This window comes from Mesorhizobium sp. M0587, assembly GCF_040320945.1.
Taxonomy (GTDB): domain Bacteria; phylum Pseudomonadota; class Alphaproteobacteria; order Rhizobiales; family Rhizobiaceae; genus Mesorhizobium.
The window spans coordinates 1-14,314 of sequence record NZ_JAMYQP010000072.1 but is presented as its reverse complement, the minus strand read 5'-3'; the positions used below and the strand labels follow the sequence as shown (position 1 = coordinate 14,314).

Genomic DNA, 14,314 nt, shown 5'->3' with positions numbered 1-14,314 from the left:
ACGATACAAGGGGCTGATCGGACGGCGCCTGCGAGCACGCTCTCTTCCGGCTCAACAGACCGAGGTTGCCATCGGTTGCATCGTTCTCAACCGCATGCTGGCAGGGGCACGCCCGGCTCTATCCGGCGTCAAGTCACGCAGGCATAACCAACTACATTAATGATCGAAATGCGTTCGATTTCATATCCGCGCACCAACGCCCAGCCGTACTGAACGGCACCGCATGTGAGGTTGATCGTGCTCGGAGACGACCGCGTCATGCAAATCGGGCTCAGACCTTGGATGCCGAAACAGTCCTGGAGTTCTGCTCATGCGTTGCTGAATTTAATCCTTGACCCCAAGAAGCCCATGGGAGGCCAGGTACCAGCGCACGCAAAGCAGGATCACCGACTGGTCGAAAGGGCGGCCCTTGAACGTCACGTGCTCCTCCACAGCTGAGCAGTGTTTCTTGCCATGCTCCGCTTACCGAAAGGTTTGCGACAAAGCCCCCATGTGAGGATTCTCCGCATGATTCATGCTGAAAATGAGCGATCAACCGCCTGCACGCTACGTGGGGATGAGACTGGTTCATCTTATTTGATCTCTAGGAAAGGAGACAGCAATGAACGTCGATATATCACAGTATGGTGTGACCGAATTGGCTCGAGAAGCGGCCGCCAGGCTGGCACCGTCGCCATCGGCGCGGTCGAAGGGGCACCGAGAAGCGCGGCGTGGTGGCGTGGAGCGGGTTTGGGTCGCAGAATCATCATTGAGCAGCATGAGTCAGCGCGGCGCTTATGGCAATCGATTGGCGTCGAATCCATCGAGCAGGCATTCAGCCGCCAGACCGGCATCGTCGAGGAGCGTGCCGGCACCATGGCTGATAAGTTGCCTTATCGTGCGTTTCTGCGCTGGAACTGGAAATGGCCGTAGTCGCCCGCGTTTCAACGGTCGCAGGAGAGTGTCAGCGACCGTTTTGAAGACTGGTGGTCATTAAAGGAGGGTGGACGATCACGGTGCACGGGCATATCTGCCACAGACGCTTTCAACCCTGCGGGCGCAAGTCTGTCACCGGCCGGTAGAAGATCACACCCACCGACGGAACAAGCTGGTTGAGGTAATCGAAATCCCGAACATTGCCGGTCAGGACCGTCGCGCCCAGCAGAGCGGCCTGGTGAAAGATCAGCGCATCGTTGAGGAAGCGGCGTTCATGCCCCTCCCCTTTCGGCAGACGGCTCAGCCGGAACAGCAGGCCGGCAAGCATGCCGGCGCGTCCCCAGGCGGTGGCGTCGGGTGCATTCAGCCGGTGCACTGGAATGTCTTCAATCGTGCCTGCAACCACTTTCAGGACCGACTTCGTCGTGGGGTGCGCTGGGTCGAGCCGGCCGAACAGGTGGCTGAGCTCGGCAAGGCAGACGGCCGAGTGCTGACAGAGCCGATAGGTCAGAAGGTCATCGACCACTTCGGGCGTGCGCCCCTGCAGGACATTCAGATAGACACTAGTGTCGAGAAGCAGTGCACCGCCGACAGGCGGCTGGTCCGCTGCCCAGGACAGAGCGGAATCCGGCCGCCGTTCCAGCCCCCCGGCACGCCGCTGTGGTTTGAGGGAACGCAGTGCGCTCCCGAGATCAAACGCCAAGATCAATGTCCGCGGAGATGCTGCCCTTGCGGCGGACGAGCCGGGCGCCAAAATCGTCCTCGAGGGCTAGCCGCGACAAGGCGAGCTCCAGCAGCTCGGTGTCGGAACTCACATGAGCGCGCTTCTTTGCCGCCTCGATCAATTCCGATGGTACCCTGCCCGACAGGCGTGTGTTCTTGGCCGCGCCGAGAAGGCCGACCGCCCTCGCCTGCTCAAGCACCAGACGGTTCCGGGTGTGGGCGATTCGCTCCTCGCTTTCGGCTGCCGTTGCGCCACGTATGCTCATCCTGGAATCTCCACTGTTGAACGAAACATAAAGGATGTTGAACATGAAAGCAAGGATCGGCACTGAGAAAGAAGGCCCTAAGCCCCTAAGAGGGTCATCACTGGATCGGACATGGCACGTCACCCAATGATGCGATAACCGGGACCAGCCGGTTGCCCGTACGCGACCGGACGCAAATCTCGGGAGCCATTGGTCAAGCACCTCGCGGTGGACAATTGGGTGCTTTGGTCGCACGTTGGGGCTCTCAGAATCGCACCACTGTGACATTCAAATGATCGAGAGTTTCGATGGGCAGTCCCCGTAATTTCATGACGCCCCTCGACGCGATCGACACCAGCGACCTGCCTGACATTGTCGACGTCGTCATGGAAATGGGGTGCCCGGATGAGGCTCCCTCCCCTCCCCCGCAGGTCCTTGAGTCGCGACAAGCAACACTGCCCGCGCATCTCGAAAAGCTGGCCGACCGTGCGCGCGATTATGTCGAGGCGGCAAGTTCGGCAAACACGCGTCGTGCCTATGCCGCCGACTGGAAGCATTTTTGCGCCTGGTGCCGGCGCCAGGCGTTTGATCCGCTGCCGCCAGATCCGCAAGTTGTCGGCCTCTACATCACGGCGCAGGCTTCGGGATCGGCAAGGGACAAAAAGTCTGTGTCGACCATTGAGCGCCGCCTGTCGTCCCTGACCTGGAACTATACGCAACGCGGTCAACCGCTCGACCGGAAGGACCGGCATATCGCCACCGTACTCGCCGGCATCCGCAACAAACACGCCTCCCCTCCCCGTCAAAAGGAAGCCATCCTGCGCGACGATCTTGTCGCCATGCTGGAAACGCTCGACCGCGGCACGCTGCGCGGGCTGCGTGACCGCGCCATGCTGCTTTTGGGCTTCGCCGGCGGCTTGCGCCGTTCTGAAATCGTCGGTCTCGATGTTGCGCGCGATCAAACCGAGGACGGCTGCGGCTGGATTGAATTTTTCCCGGACAAGGGCGTGCTGGTTACGCTGCGAGGCAAGACCGGCTGGCGCGAGGTCGAGATTGGCCGCGGCTCGTCCGATGCCACCTGCCCGGTCGTCGCCCTGCAGACCTGGCTGAAGCTGGCCCGCATCGCGCACGGCCCCCTCTTCCGCCGCGTCACGGGGCAGGGCAAAGCTGTGGGGGCCGAGCGGCTCAACGATCAGGAGGTGGCGCGGCTGGTCAAACGCGCGGCCTTGGCTGCCGGCGTGCGCGGTGATCTTTCCGAGGGCGAGCGCGGCCAAAAGTTTTCGGGCCACTCGCTGCGTGCCGGCCTCGCGTCCTCTGCCGAGGTTGACGAGCGCTACGTGCAGAAGCAGCTTGGTCACGCCTCGGCAGAGATGACACGCAAATACCAGCGCCGGCGCGATCGCTTCCGCGTCAATCTAACTAAGGCGTCAGGATTGTAGAGTGCGGTACGCCCCCCAGCCGCGGGTGACTCTGGATGCGCCGATCCACCCCGGCGCCACAGATCCAACCCTCAAGTTGATGGGTTTCTAAGGTTTATTGGAGCGGCGCAAGCCTCCAGCTTGAAGAGCTGTTCCCAGCTGGGAACTCAAAGTACGGGTTGTGCGAGAAGTTTGCTTCTCGATGAGTTCTCCAGGATCCTTCGCCGACACTTGGGCTACCCCCCGAGGGAAGTTGCCTGGCGGCTGCAGGAGCCTCTTGCTCGACGCTGGAGGAAAGTGCGCGTGGACAGGACGCCCACGTGCCAAACGGTGCTGATTGCTGTCAAATCGCGTGGGACGCCTGGCGATAGATCCTAGCCGCTTAGTTGCCATTCGCGAGAGTCGCTCGGCCCGGAAGGAATGCCTCGTTGCAGGGTAGGGGCCGTGGGGCGTCTAACTTGTCGGCCTGGGGGGCGATCACCGAAGTGACATCGGATGCGGCGCGGCATGGCTGCATCACAAACACAACCCATCGTCTCCGACGCAAAGGATGGTGACCCCCCTGGACTGCGCGAGCTCAGTGTCTCCTTCACAACGGGAATTTCGCCGCCGCGCCAATCTGGGGGGGGGAGGGGGGGATCTCTCCATGCGCCGAAACTTGCCTGCGCTTTTGTAAGGTCGCTCGCCGCCGTACGCGGAAGCCAGAGGGCAACCGGTACACCAACGTCGACTATCTACGAGAACAAAACGGGCAACGGGGCTCGCCCGTGCCCCCATGCTGCGTGACCAACTTCATAGCTGTCGTTTTCAATGCCTGATGCGCGACTTTGACGGCACAGGGAAGCCAGCTAACGAAAAGTTCCCAGCTGGGAACTGCCCTGTGTCCATTTGCTCGAATGCTCCGAATCGGGCATACCTCCAGTAACGGAAAAACCGCGTAATTCGAAAAGTTGGCGTAGTTGGCGTGGCGTTAACAGCTTGTTAACCACAGTCGCTATCAATAGGCGCTGGGTGCAAGAGGAGAATCTGGGTGACGCGGCATCTAAGTAGCCTTCAGTTCATGAATACCTTTTCGACGAAACTCGAGAAGGCACTCAACAATCTTTCGCTGGCTCAGTATCCTCCTGATGCGATTCGTACGATGCGCAAATTCACTTCGACGGAAGTGGCAGCATTGCTAGGAGTGACCGAAGCTTACATAAGGCAGGTCTCCTTGAAAGGGCAGGGACCTGAGCCAGAGACAACGACCACCGGAAAGCGCCTATATTCTGTGGAGCAGGTGCTGGACCTTCGGATGCACCTGGCGGAAAAGGCACGGAAGAAATGGATCAATCCTCGTCGTGTTAAAGGCGAGGATTGCCAGATCATCGCGATCACGAACTTCAAAGGTGGATCGTCCAAGACAGCGACCACTATTCACTTGGGTCATTGGTTGGCACTACGTGGATATCGCGTTCTAGCAGTCGACATGGATCCTCAGGCGTCGTTAACAAGTCTGCAAGGAGCGTTACCCGGATTTGACTACCGAGAAGGTGACACCCTTTACTCAGCGATTCGGTTTGATGATCCGGTGCCAACGGAAAAGATTATTCATCAGACGCATATCATCGGATTCGACGTCATCTGCGCCGGTCTTGAGCTGACAGAATTCGAGACGGCCGTCACCCTTGAGATGCGCAAGAGCGGTGGAACCAGTTTTCTGCTTCGAGTGTCACAGGCCCTCGAACAGATCGTCGACAACTACGACATCGTTCTTCTCGACTGTGCGCCGTCACTCAATTTCCTGACACTTTCGTCGCTCACTGCCGCTACCGGAGTCCTAATCCCAGTTCCAGCGCACATGCTCGATGTCGACTCCACAGGGAAGTTTTTGGAGTTGGCCGCATCTTATATGCAAATCCTGGATGAGGCTGGTGCAGGCGCACGTTGGGATTTCGCCAAATTCCTCATCACAAAGTTTGAGGCCAACGACCACCCGCAAGCCAACATGCAGGCCCTAATGCGCCAAGTGTTTGGCGAGGATTTACTTCTGAATTCAGTCTCCAAATCCACTGCGGTTGCGGACGCTCTCACTTGGAAGCAGAGCCTCTATGAAGTGCAACGATCGAGGTTTTCGGCACCTAAAACTTATGATCGTGCAATCGAATCGATCAATGCCGCGAACGCGGAAATAGAAAGCCTCATCACAATGGCATGGAGGCGTGAACAGTGAGCCGTAAAGATTCTAAGGGCATGTTTGCTGCTGTTTTGGGGCAACTCGGGGAGGACAATTCGGAGGAGGGCGTCAGCCGCCGCACGTCATCGCCGCACCTGATGAAGGTGGCGGCTGGTGTTCGCCAAATGCAAGAGCGTAGCGATATCGCCGACAAGTTACTGAAGTCAGGCGAACAGATCATTGAACTCGATCCCGACAAAATACGGCCGTCGTCTATCACCGATCGATATGATGACGCCTACGAGATTTCCGCCATTGCTGAGATCACTGAATCCATGCGGGAGCGCGGTCAGATTGTGCCTGGATTGGTTCGGCCAGTGCAAGGCAGGGATGGCGAGTTTCAAATCGTCTATGGTCGCAGAAGATTAGCGGCAGCTAAGCAGCTTGGGATCGGATTCAAAGCGGCCGTCCGCGAGTTAACTGATGAACAAGCAGTCATTTTCCAAGGCGAAGAAAACACCGCTCGAGAGGATCTTTCATACATTGAAAAGTGCGCTTTTGCGCTTGCGCAGCAGGAAGCGGGATACAAACGGGACACCATCTGCGCTTCGCTGTCGACAGGAAAATCGCATGTCTCCGAGATGATCAAAATCGCCTCATCGGTCGACAAGGAGATACTGCAATCGATTGGTAAAGCTCCCGGGATTGGTCGAGGACGATGGCAGGAATTCTCGAACCGCTATTCCATAGACGGCTCACTCGCAAAAGCTTTCGATCTTATTCGCAAAAACAAATTCCGCGAGGCAACGTCCGACGACAGATTCATTATTCTGCTTGAGACGCTTCCATCGGATCATATTGCGATCAAAGAACCTGCGGGTCCGGCCAAGCCATCAAAGCCCAAGATTGCTATGAAATCCTGGGCTGCTCCAGACAAAACAGTCAGCGTCAGCCTCAAAGACAACGGAAAAACTACCATGATTGCCGTGGGAGAGGCTGAAGGATCGCGTTTCGCAGCGTTTATCGCCGGACAACTGGACGACCTGTTTGAGGCCTTTCGGAAGTCCATCACGAAACAAGGAGTCTAAAACCGCAAAAGAAAAAGGCCCCCGAACGGCAAGCCGTGGAAGCCTCTCTCTGAACTAAGCACTCTGAGAATCGCATCTCCACGAATCACTGTCAAGAGTCATTGGCGTCGTTTTGGCGAGCAGGTTTCTTTTGCCTAATCGAGGGTGAAAGAAAATGGAGACGAATATTGCAACGACGCCCTTTGGGCGGCGACCGATGACGCTTGGCATGATTTCAAGCCAAGTCACCGCAAGGGCGGTGCCGAAGGACGCGACCGTCCACAAATGGCATGTCTTCCAAGATATCAAGGACGCCAGGATCGCTCTGGGCGCCACCGATCGCGCTCTGGCTATTCTCGACGCGCTGTTGTCGTTCCATCCGGACACGGCGCTTTATGGCGACAGCGAACTGGTTGTATGGCCATCCAACGAGCAGCTGATCCGCCGCGCCAACGGAATGCCCCCAACGACGTTACGGCGGCACCTGGCCGTTCTGGTCGAGTGCGGCTTGATCATCCGTCGGGACAGCCCAAACGGCAAGCGCTTCGCCCGGAAGGGTCAGGGGGGCGAGATCGAGCAGGCCTATGGCTTTGACATCTCGCCGATCGTGGCGCGCGCTGAGGAGTTCAAGAATCTTGCGGAAGCGGTCAGATCTGAGAAGAAGGCCTTTCGTCTCGTTAAGGAGCGGCTAACCATATGCCGCCGTGACATCGTCAAGATGATCGACGCCGGGATTGAGGAAGGCGTGCCTGCGAACTGGGGCAGGGTCCAGCAGGCCTACCAGGCGATTGTCGGCCAGATACCTCGCACCGCAACCAGACAAACCCTCGAGGCGATTGCCGAGGAGCTTGAAGGCCTTTGGGCTGAAGTGCGTGAGGCATTGGAATCATTTCTAAAAACACGGAAAATGGACGCCAATGAGTCCCGAAGTGGGCGCCACATACAGAATTCAAAACCAGAATCTAAATTTGAATCTGAAAGCGGCTCAGGAAATAAAGATGAAGCGGGCGGCAACGTTGCGGACACCGACAACGTACGGAGCCTACCGAAACGCGAACTGCCGCTAGGGATCGTGCTGGATGCCTGCCCGAACATGCTTTGGCTGGTGAAGGGCGGCGGCGGAATCCGCAACTGGCGTGAATTTCTGGCCGCGGCCGAGGTTGCCCGGCCGTCCATGGGCGTCAGCCCGAGCGCCTGGGAGGAAGCGCGAACGGCAATGGGTGAGCAGCAGGCGGCGATTACCGTTGCCGCGATCTACCAGCGGCAGGACCAGATCAACAGCGCCGGCGGCTATTTGCGCAGCCTGACAGATAGAGCAAAGGTCGGAAAGTTCTCGGTCTGGCCGATGGTGATGGCCTTGTTGCGGGCCAAGCTTGACGCGTCGAAGACGACCGGAACCGGAGCTGAAGCCGCTGCCGTCGATTTGGAGGCGGCAGGCAAGGTTGTGCGCACCGAATCCCGGCTGGAAATCAGCGATGCGTTGCGCCGCAGCCTCGACAAGCCAGGGCGCGGATCATGATCAGCCGGGTTTCGATCCGTGGACGGTGGCTGCAGCGCTTGTCGGGACGAGCGTCTTATGAGAGCATTGAGGCATGAAAAACGAACACGACCGGGAACCGACGCCCGATGAAACCGCCGGAATGGTGTGGTGGAACTCACTTGCCGAATCCGATCGTGCGGCTTGGCTGGCGCGGGCCGGCAGCGCTGTTCCAGCTGATGCCTGGGCCGCGTACAAGCGGCTCGGGAATGTTGAACGTCAGCCACGGACCGTAGACTGAGGACTGTTCTGCAGCGGGATGACGGTTAGCTCGCGGGTAGTTCGGCGACGAGTCCAACCCGGCGGGCTCGATCGAGCAGATTCTTGACTGATGAGGCAGACCATTTTGCGCTTCCTCGTGGGGTTCGCTCATGCAGGCGCTCGAGCTGGCCAGCGATGTCTCGGAGCGACAGGTCTGGGTTAGACTGCGAAATCCCTGCCACAAGAGTCATCAGACGATCTTCGGGAGGCAGAGGAGACGCCCGCGTTAGCAGTGTGGATTCGGCTAGGTGCTCGGTGACGAGCCACCTCACTGCCCGCCGCAGTCGTTCAGGCGTCCAGTCGAGGCCGCGCTGCTTCAGGACCCGGGCGATGTCGTCCCAATTATGGTCTGGTCGCATCCGGCGGACCGTCGGAAGCCACTGGTTCATAGTTGATTGTAGCCGTCGGCCATAGGATGCCTTTTGCACCGCGGTCATCTTCGCCAGGGCTTCGGGCCTGCGCTCCCGGATACCAGGATTGCCTGGCAGCCGCCCCTTCGATCGCGCAGCAATGATGCCGGCCTTGGTCCGCTCCGAAATAAGCGCACGCTCGAGCTGGGCAACGGCACCGAGTACCTGTAGGGAAAACATGCCCTGTGGCGTCGACGTGTCGATTGGATCTCGCAGAGATCGGAAATGCGCGCCCTTCTCAGTCAGATCCTCGATCACCTGAAGAAGATGGCTGACCGAGCGCGCAAGGCGATCGAGACGCACAACGACCAGGACATCGCCGGCGCCGATGTCGCTCATCAACCGCAGTAGGGCAGGGCGAGCTCTCGACGCACCGGATCCATGTTCCTGAACGACGACGTCGCAGCCGGCCGACCGCAGCTCAATTTCCTGCGCTTCCGTCGCTTGTTCGTCCGTCGATACGCGCGCGTAGCCGATTTGCCGGCCCTGTGGTCGACCGGAGCGTCGATCTTGCGCCTCACGGGCCATTTACAGCGTCTCTCAGCATCGGAAAGGCGTTTGTACAAACGCCGAAGATATCAACAAACGATCGTTTGTAAACGTCTCTAGTGGCCCTTTGCATAGCTCCTGCGGCTTAGATGAGCCTGAAAATCAACGTTTTCTAGCCTCCTGACCGCCCCAGGGCGTGGTGCTGTACAATCCCGATATGAGGTCATTATCGATAGTGATAGCACGCGGCCAGGAGACCCGCCGTGAGTGAAGCAAAGAGCGCGATAGCTTCAGCAAGGCGAATCGGCTAAAGCGATATCAATGGCTTACGACGTCACCCGTTTTGCATCAGGAGAGGCTGGCGGCGTCCCACGAGCGGGCCCGCCGATTTTTACCTTAGGATTTCAATTGGCAGCACCAAAGTGAAGGCCGGAACGAATGCGGATACCCCCTTTTGACCTTGACGGTGCTGATGCGATCCCGTGGCGCGAGCTTGCGGGACCGCTCGTCACCGCGGAGGATTGTTTGGCGCGCCTCGATGAGCGGCTGGCCAAAAGTCCAGTGCGCGAGGGTTTTGTCGCGCGCACGCATTTCCACGACGCCGCCGCCGCGCTGTGGCTCGAGGGCGAGCTTGTCCATGTCGAGGATCTGGTCCTGCACGACACCCACATGGACATCCGCACGCCGACCCACGAACTCACCCGTGCCCATGCGGTGCTGCGGGCACGGCGGCTGATTGTTGCCAACAGACCGGACTGGGCGCTGAGCCCGAATGGCCTGGGACAATTGCGCGGGCGGGGCGCCAGCATCCCGGACACTCTCCCGTCGGAGAGTCATGCGACGGCAGCGATGGGCGCCGGCGATGAAGCGTCGGACGGGTCGGCCAATGACGATCTGAACGATGGCCTCGGCGGCGAATTTGCCGCCATCGATGCGTTGCTCGATCGCACGCGCGACGTGCTCGACGTGCTCGCCGCCGCGCCGGTATCGCGACCGCCACAGGTCCCGACGGGGGAAAAAAGTTCGCTCGTCTACGATCTGGACTGGGACGAGGAGGAACGGCTGTCGGACTGGCGGGCCGTGTTGAACCGGACCACCGGCCAGCCGCCCGTGCTGAGCGCCGCCCTGCTATGGGATGCGTGGGAAACAAAAGAACCGCTGCAGCATCTGCCCTGGCTCGGACACCTGCTCGTCGGCGCCATGCTCAGGCAGGTCCGGAAAACGAGCGCTCACCTCGTCTGTCTCAACACCGGGCTGCGCGCCATTCCGCGCGAAAGGCGGCGCGCCCGCGACAGGACGGCGCGCCTGATCGGATTTCTGGAGGGCGTCACTGAAGCGGCCGGCGCCGGGCTGAAGGAACACGATCGGCTGATGCTGGCCCGGGAGCAGATGGGGCGCCGCCTGCGCGGCCGGCGGGGACATTCGAAGCTGCCGCAACTCGTCGACCTCGTTCTTGCGCGGCCGCTCGTCTCCAGCGCAATGATCGAAAAGGACCTGAAGCTGACGGCGCGGGGGGCGCTTAATCTCGTCGCCGAACTCGGCCTGCGCGAGATCACGGGCAGGGGACGCTACCGGGCGTGGGGGATCCTCTGATAGCTCCAGTGCGCCGATAAGATCGTCTGCCACGCCGGTAGTGCGACCGGCATGACCCGTGCTATTGCCGAGTCGTTTGGTCCTGGCCAGGCCCGCGGTGCGTGTCGTCCCGCATCGGTCGAAAGTGTAGCCGTTGTCACGTGAGAGGCGTCGTCGCATCACCGCTGCACGGCCCCGATCGCGGCCGTGCTTCCCGGCTATCGCCCGCAACTCCCAGCGGCGCCAAAACAGTCATGGATTCGAGTGGCGCGAAGGAGCCCCATGGCTTGCGCGGCCTGGACAAATTGGAGTGAACCGCATTCCCTTGCGGACCGCAAGAGAGATACTCCCGGCGCTTCCCGATCAATCTTGGCGTTTTGCGCCGCTGTCAGTTCCCCGGCTGCTTGAATATTCGCCCGGTTGGCCGAAGAGGACGCAGCGCTTCTGGGATTGGGTGAATCCGAAAGCGATGCACTGGTCCAGCGCATTCGACCACGGAGAGATAATGGCGTTGCGGACCGCGGCGATGTCCTATTCGACCCCGTTCGCGAAGGAGCCGATGAGGCTTGCCTTCGCGCCTTCGAGCCAAGCGTCCAGTTTTGCGACCGCTTTTGACCGGATCATCTGCTGAAAGTCGTCGACAAGCGTTCGCGCGGTGACGAGGTCAGGAACATTGCTCTCGATTGCAGCGATCAGTACAGCGTCGGATTTGGACAGGTCGTCACGCGCCAGCGTCATGAGCCTGGCGATGCTTCGTGCCGAAGGCGTGCGGGCAAGTGCGCTTTGATCGGCCCTTTCAGCAAGGCGTCGGCGCCGCGCCCATTCAGGGACGACGCCGATCTGGCCACGAAAGCCTTTCTTACGCATTTCGCGCCAGAGTGCCGAAGCATTGCGCGCGCCTTGGTCCCAGCGGCCGTCAAGCCAGGGAAGCCATTCCTCGAGCGAACTCTGCCGGACGCGGAACATGTCGGAGCGCTGACCGCGCAGGACGCAGCGGACGAGCTTGCGGCTATGTCCGGTACGCTTGACGATCTGCTTGATCGGCACACCCTGCTTCGACAATTCCAGAATGGCCTCGTTTGTCTCCTGGCGACGCAGATATCCTTCATGCAGATATCCTTCATATTGCAGCCGCTCGGCATAGGTGAGAAGCTTTGGATCGATGATGGTGCTGCCTACCGTCCTTTCGGATATGCCGCATGGACTTGCTGACTGCACAAGGAAAGCGCGGCTGGCGTTTTCCATCAGATGCCAGCGGTCGGCCACCTGATCGGCATGTGGCAAGGCCTTGGCGATCGCCTCGCCATATCCGCCACCCCGATCGCGAGCGACTGTCACAATGGAAGGATGATTCGTCAGCCAAGCCTGCGATGTCGTCTGTTCGCGATCAGGCAGCAATGTCACTGGCCTGCGGCGCTCAAGATCGCAGACAATCGTCCCGTATCGTTGGCCGCGCCGGAACGCGAAGTCGTCGATGCCGATGATGGCTAGCTTATCGCGCGGCGGTTCAGTCCGCCGGCGCACGATACGCAACAGGGTATCGTTGCTCACCGGCACCATCAGGCGATCGGCAAAGCTGCGGCAGGCCTTCCGCCCAGCGCCAGTCCTAAGTGATGAACGATGGTCTCAAGGCGTCCGGTTCTCCGCGATAACGGGGCTAAAACATCGGCGCCAAACCGCTCGGCAAAAATGCGGCGGCGGCAAAGAACGGCGTCGCACCAGAAACGGCGAACCGTCACCCGCAAGACCACTCGCCGGCCAGCGATGGGCAGATCGGCGGCTTGCCGCATATATCGGCTCTGGGTCCGGCGTGAACTCGTCCCGCAGCACGGGCACGTTGCCGAAAGCGCCGTAGCGCGCACGTCAAGAAATACACAATCCGTGTTGATTTCGGCATGCTCGACGAGCAACCCCGCCGGCGCCAGTCTCGTCGACCCAAATCTCTGTTCCATCGCGCTGATTCCCTCTCGAAAACTTGCGCGACATCACCCTCCACATGCAGCGAGATTGAGTCTGACCCCCTTTTGCGCGAAAAACCAAGGTCCCGATTCCGTGGTCATTGACATCCCAGGCGGTCTCGTTGCGGGACGAGGCCGCCCAGCCAGGGCGAATAGTAGTCGAGGGCGAACATGCTGACGCCCTGCGCCGAGATGCGTCGCTCCCTCCCGGGCATGAATGCCAGCAGGAACCCGCATGGCATCATCGTCGAAGCGCGGGAGATTGCGCGCCCGGCGCTCCCACTCTCTGGCCGACACTTTCAGCGTCTTCGCGTTTTCCTGCAGGTTGTGATCGATCACCGCGAGTGCGAGACATCGCTCGAGAGCGGCGAAGCTTAGACGGGCTCGTCGCTCTGCGGGATATTCGTCGCGGTCCGCCACGGATCTGCCTGTCGAGCCGGGCTGCGTCGCGAGAACGGCATTGAGCTTCCCGAGCAGCCTTTCGACCACGCCACCCTGATGGACGCGCCCGCGATCCCGGTAGCGGATGCGAATGCCGTAGTCCTCGCACCCACGCTGGAAGGCATGTCCTTTGAATTCCTTGGCGGAGTCGGTCACAAGCATCCGCGGTCGACCGAACATCGGCCACCCGTGCTCGATGTCGAGCGTGGCCAACCATGCCTCCTTTGGACACATGGCCTGCGCGAGGCAGAGCGCAACCGACAGCGCCGATGGCTTCTCAAGGGTGAGGCAGAAGCCGAGAATGCAGCGCGTCGCCACGTCGCTAACGATCGTAAGATATGCGCGGCGATGAAGGTTCCACCACCGTCGACGACCTCAACGAAGTTGATGTCGGTGGGCGTGTGATCGATCTGGCAGACATCCAGCGGGTGCGTGGCATGGATGTAACCCGGCCGCGCCTTGAGCCGTTGAAGATGCTTCGGGTTCGCTGATCTTTTCCTCGCGATCTCCTCGGGGCTGAACAGCGAGGGTATGCGACGCGCGACGGTGAGATAGGATGGAGTGGCCAGGCCGGCCTTCTAGCAGCGAGCCCGGACCTCGGCCACGACGGGAGCGAGCGGCGGAGCCTCCAGCACGAGCCACTTCTCTCGCAGCGTCTTCACGGTCCGGTCGATGCGGTAGCGCGCCAGCAGATTGTAGATCTGGCGGGTCGACAGGCGCAGCTCCGCGGCGGCCCGCCCGATTGGCGCCTGACGGGGCCCCGCACCATCGAGGATCTTATCCAGCTCGCGGGCTACACGACGTGCCGCGGACCATGCTTCATCGGAGAGAGATGGGGAAGGAGTTGCTTTTCGGTTGTGTAATCGGTTCGGCAAATGAGCGACCAATGAAATCGTTAGCGGAAATCGGGGCTGTCGTAGCGCCAAAACCTAAACAACACCTGACTTTTCCCTGTTTGAAATCGGGAAGTAAAAGCGACACCGGTAAACCAGCGAGCCATCCCGAAATATGTGAATTGTGGATTGCTCCTCGACGGGAGCTGAGGGGCGGCTCCGCAAGCCTTACGACGCTCTTTGCGAGCCGTAGCTGCCGAGCTGGCAAAAGGCCGGGCTACGTCGCGCCA

The 14,314-nt window shown here is 60.2% G+C and carries 12 protein-coding genes and 1 pseudogene; 7 read left to right on the top strand and 6 right to left on the bottom strand.

Going from position 1 to position 14,314, the window contains the following annotated elements:
• The first annotated feature begins 507 nt into the window (after nucleotides 1-507).
• A complete protein-coding gene (locus tag NKI49_RS32345; protein WP_352607375.1) occupies nucleotides 508-912 on the top strand; it encodes a hypothetical protein in 405 nt (134 codons plus the stop codon).
• 112 nt (nucleotides 913-1,024) lie between these two features.
• Here NKI49_RS32345 and NKI49_RS32340 read toward each other — a convergent pair whose 3' ends face one another.
• Both NKI49_RS32340 and NKI49_RS32335 read right to left on the bottom strand, forming a co-directional pair.
• Entirely contained in the window at nucleotides 1,025-1,618 is a 594-nt protein-coding gene (locus NKI49_RS32340; RefSeq protein ID WP_352607377.1) for a type II toxin-antitoxin system VapC family toxin, read from the bottom strand.
• Complete coding sequence (locus NKI49_RS32335; RefSeq protein ID WP_023749475.1) at nucleotides 1,608-1,904, bottom strand: hypothetical protein; 297 nt, start codon at nucleotides 1,902-1,904, stop codon at nucleotides 1,608-1,610. Before NKI49_RS32335 ends, NKI49_RS32340 begins: the two co-directional genes overlap by 11 nt.
• A gap of 287 nt (nucleotides 1,905-2,191) precedes the next feature.
• Between NKI49_RS32335 and NKI49_RS32330 the strand changes: the two genes are divergently transcribed.
• The 5 genes from NKI49_RS32330 (at nucleotide 2,192) to NKI49_RS32310 (ending at nucleotide 8,301) form a co-directional block, all read left to right on the top strand.
• Nucleotides 2,192-3,322, top strand: a complete 1,131-nt coding sequence (locus NKI49_RS32330) for a site-specific integrase (RefSeq protein WP_352607379.1) — start codon at nucleotides 2,192-2,194, stop codon at nucleotides 3,320-3,322.
• Between the two features lie 1,009 nt (nucleotides 3,323-4,331).
• A complete protein-coding gene (gene repA, locus NKI49_RS32325; protein WP_023749471.1) occupies nucleotides 4,332-5,513 on the top strand; it encodes a plasmid partitioning protein RepA in 1,182 nt (393 codons plus the stop codon).
• Complete coding sequence (gene repB, locus NKI49_RS32320) at nucleotides 5,510-6,544, top strand: plasmid partitioning protein RepB (protein ID WP_352607381.1); 1,035 nt, start codon at nucleotides 5,510-5,512, stop codon at nucleotides 6,542-6,544. Before repA ends, repB begins: the two co-directional genes overlap by 4 nt.
• 154 nt (nucleotides 6,545-6,698) lie before the next feature.
• Entirely contained in the window at nucleotides 6,699-8,042 is a 1,344-nt protein-coding gene (gene repC / locus NKI49_RS32315; protein ID WP_352607383.1) for a plasmid replication protein RepC, read from the top strand.
• A 73-nt stretch (nucleotides 8,043-8,115) separates the two neighbouring features.
• Nucleotides 8,116-8,301 (top strand): hypothetical protein, encoded by a 186-nt coding sequence (locus tag NKI49_RS32310; RefSeq protein ID WP_352607385.1) that lies wholly within the window; start codon nucleotides 8,116-8,118, stop codon nucleotides 8,299-8,301.
• Nucleotides 8,302-8,326: 25 nt separating this feature from the next.
• On the opposite strand, the gene NKI49_RS32305 is transcribed toward NKI49_RS32310, so the two are convergent.
• Nucleotides 8,327-9,259: a recombinase family protein gene (locus tag NKI49_RS32305; protein WP_352607387.1), complete on the bottom strand. Its 933-nt coding sequence runs from the start codon at nucleotides 9,257-9,259 to the stop codon at nucleotides 8,327-8,329.
• A 486-nt stretch (nucleotides 9,260-9,745) separates the two neighbouring features.
• Here NKI49_RS32305 and NKI49_RS32300 point away from each other — a divergent pair, with 486 nt between their 5' ends.
• Nucleotides 9,746-10,813, top strand: a complete 1,068-nt coding sequence (locus NKI49_RS32300; RefSeq protein WP_352607389.1) for an RHE_PE00001 family protein — start codon at nucleotides 9,746-9,748, stop codon at nucleotides 10,811-10,813.
• 510 nt (nucleotides 10,814-11,323) lie between these two features.
• Here the strand turns inward: NKI49_RS32300 and NKI49_RS32295 are convergent.
• The 3 genes and pseudogenes from NKI49_RS32295 to NKI49_RS32285 form a co-directional block, all read right to left on the bottom strand.
• On the bottom strand, nucleotides 11,324-12,343 hold the full coding sequence (locus tag NKI49_RS32295; RefSeq protein ID WP_352607391.1) for a transposase: 1,020 nt from the start codon (nucleotides 12,341-12,343) through the stop codon (nucleotides 11,324-11,326).
• Nucleotides 12,344-12,351: 8 nt separating this feature from the next.
• Nucleotides 12,352-12,582 (bottom strand): hypothetical protein, encoded by a 231-nt coding sequence (locus NKI49_RS32290; RefSeq protein WP_352695908.1) that lies wholly within the window; start codon nucleotides 12,580-12,582, stop codon nucleotides 12,352-12,354.
• A 275-nt stretch (nucleotides 12,583-12,857) separates the two neighbouring features.
• Nucleotides 12,858-14,066 (bottom strand): annotated as a pseudogene (locus tag NKI49_RS32285) (transposase family protein); the annotation flags it as partial.
• Nucleotides 14,067-14,314 lie beyond the last annotated feature (248 nt).

Excerpts from the sequence above, each read along its gene's own strand:
- NKI49_RS32335 (WP_023749475.1), bottom strand. The coding sequence starts at position 1,904 with ATGAGCATACGTGGCGCAACGGCAGCCGAAAGCGAGGAGCGAATCGCC.
- NKI49_RS32330 (WP_352607379.1), top strand. The coding sequence starts at position 2,192 with ATGGGCAGTCCCCGTAATTTCATGACGCCCCTCGACGCGATCGACACC.
- NKI49_RS32310 (WP_352607385.1), top strand. The coding sequence starts at position 8,116 with ATGAAAAACGAACACGACCGGGAACCGACGCCCGATGAAACCGCCGGA.
- repC (WP_352607383.1), top strand. The coding sequence starts at position 6,699 with ATGGAGACGAATATTGCAACGACGCCCTTTGGGCGGCGACCGATGACG.
- NKI49_RS32345 (WP_352607375.1), top strand. The coding sequence starts at position 508 with ATGATTCATGCTGAAAATGAGCGATCAACCGCCTGCACGCTACGTGGG.
- NKI49_RS32290 (WP_352695908.1), bottom strand. The coding sequence starts at position 12,582 with ATGCGGCAAGCCGCCGATCTGCCCATCGCTGGCCGGCGAGTGGTCTTG.
- NKI49_RS32305 (WP_352607387.1), bottom strand. The coding sequence starts at position 9,259 with ATGGCCCGTGAGGCGCAAGATCGACGCTCCGGTCGACCACAGGGCCGG.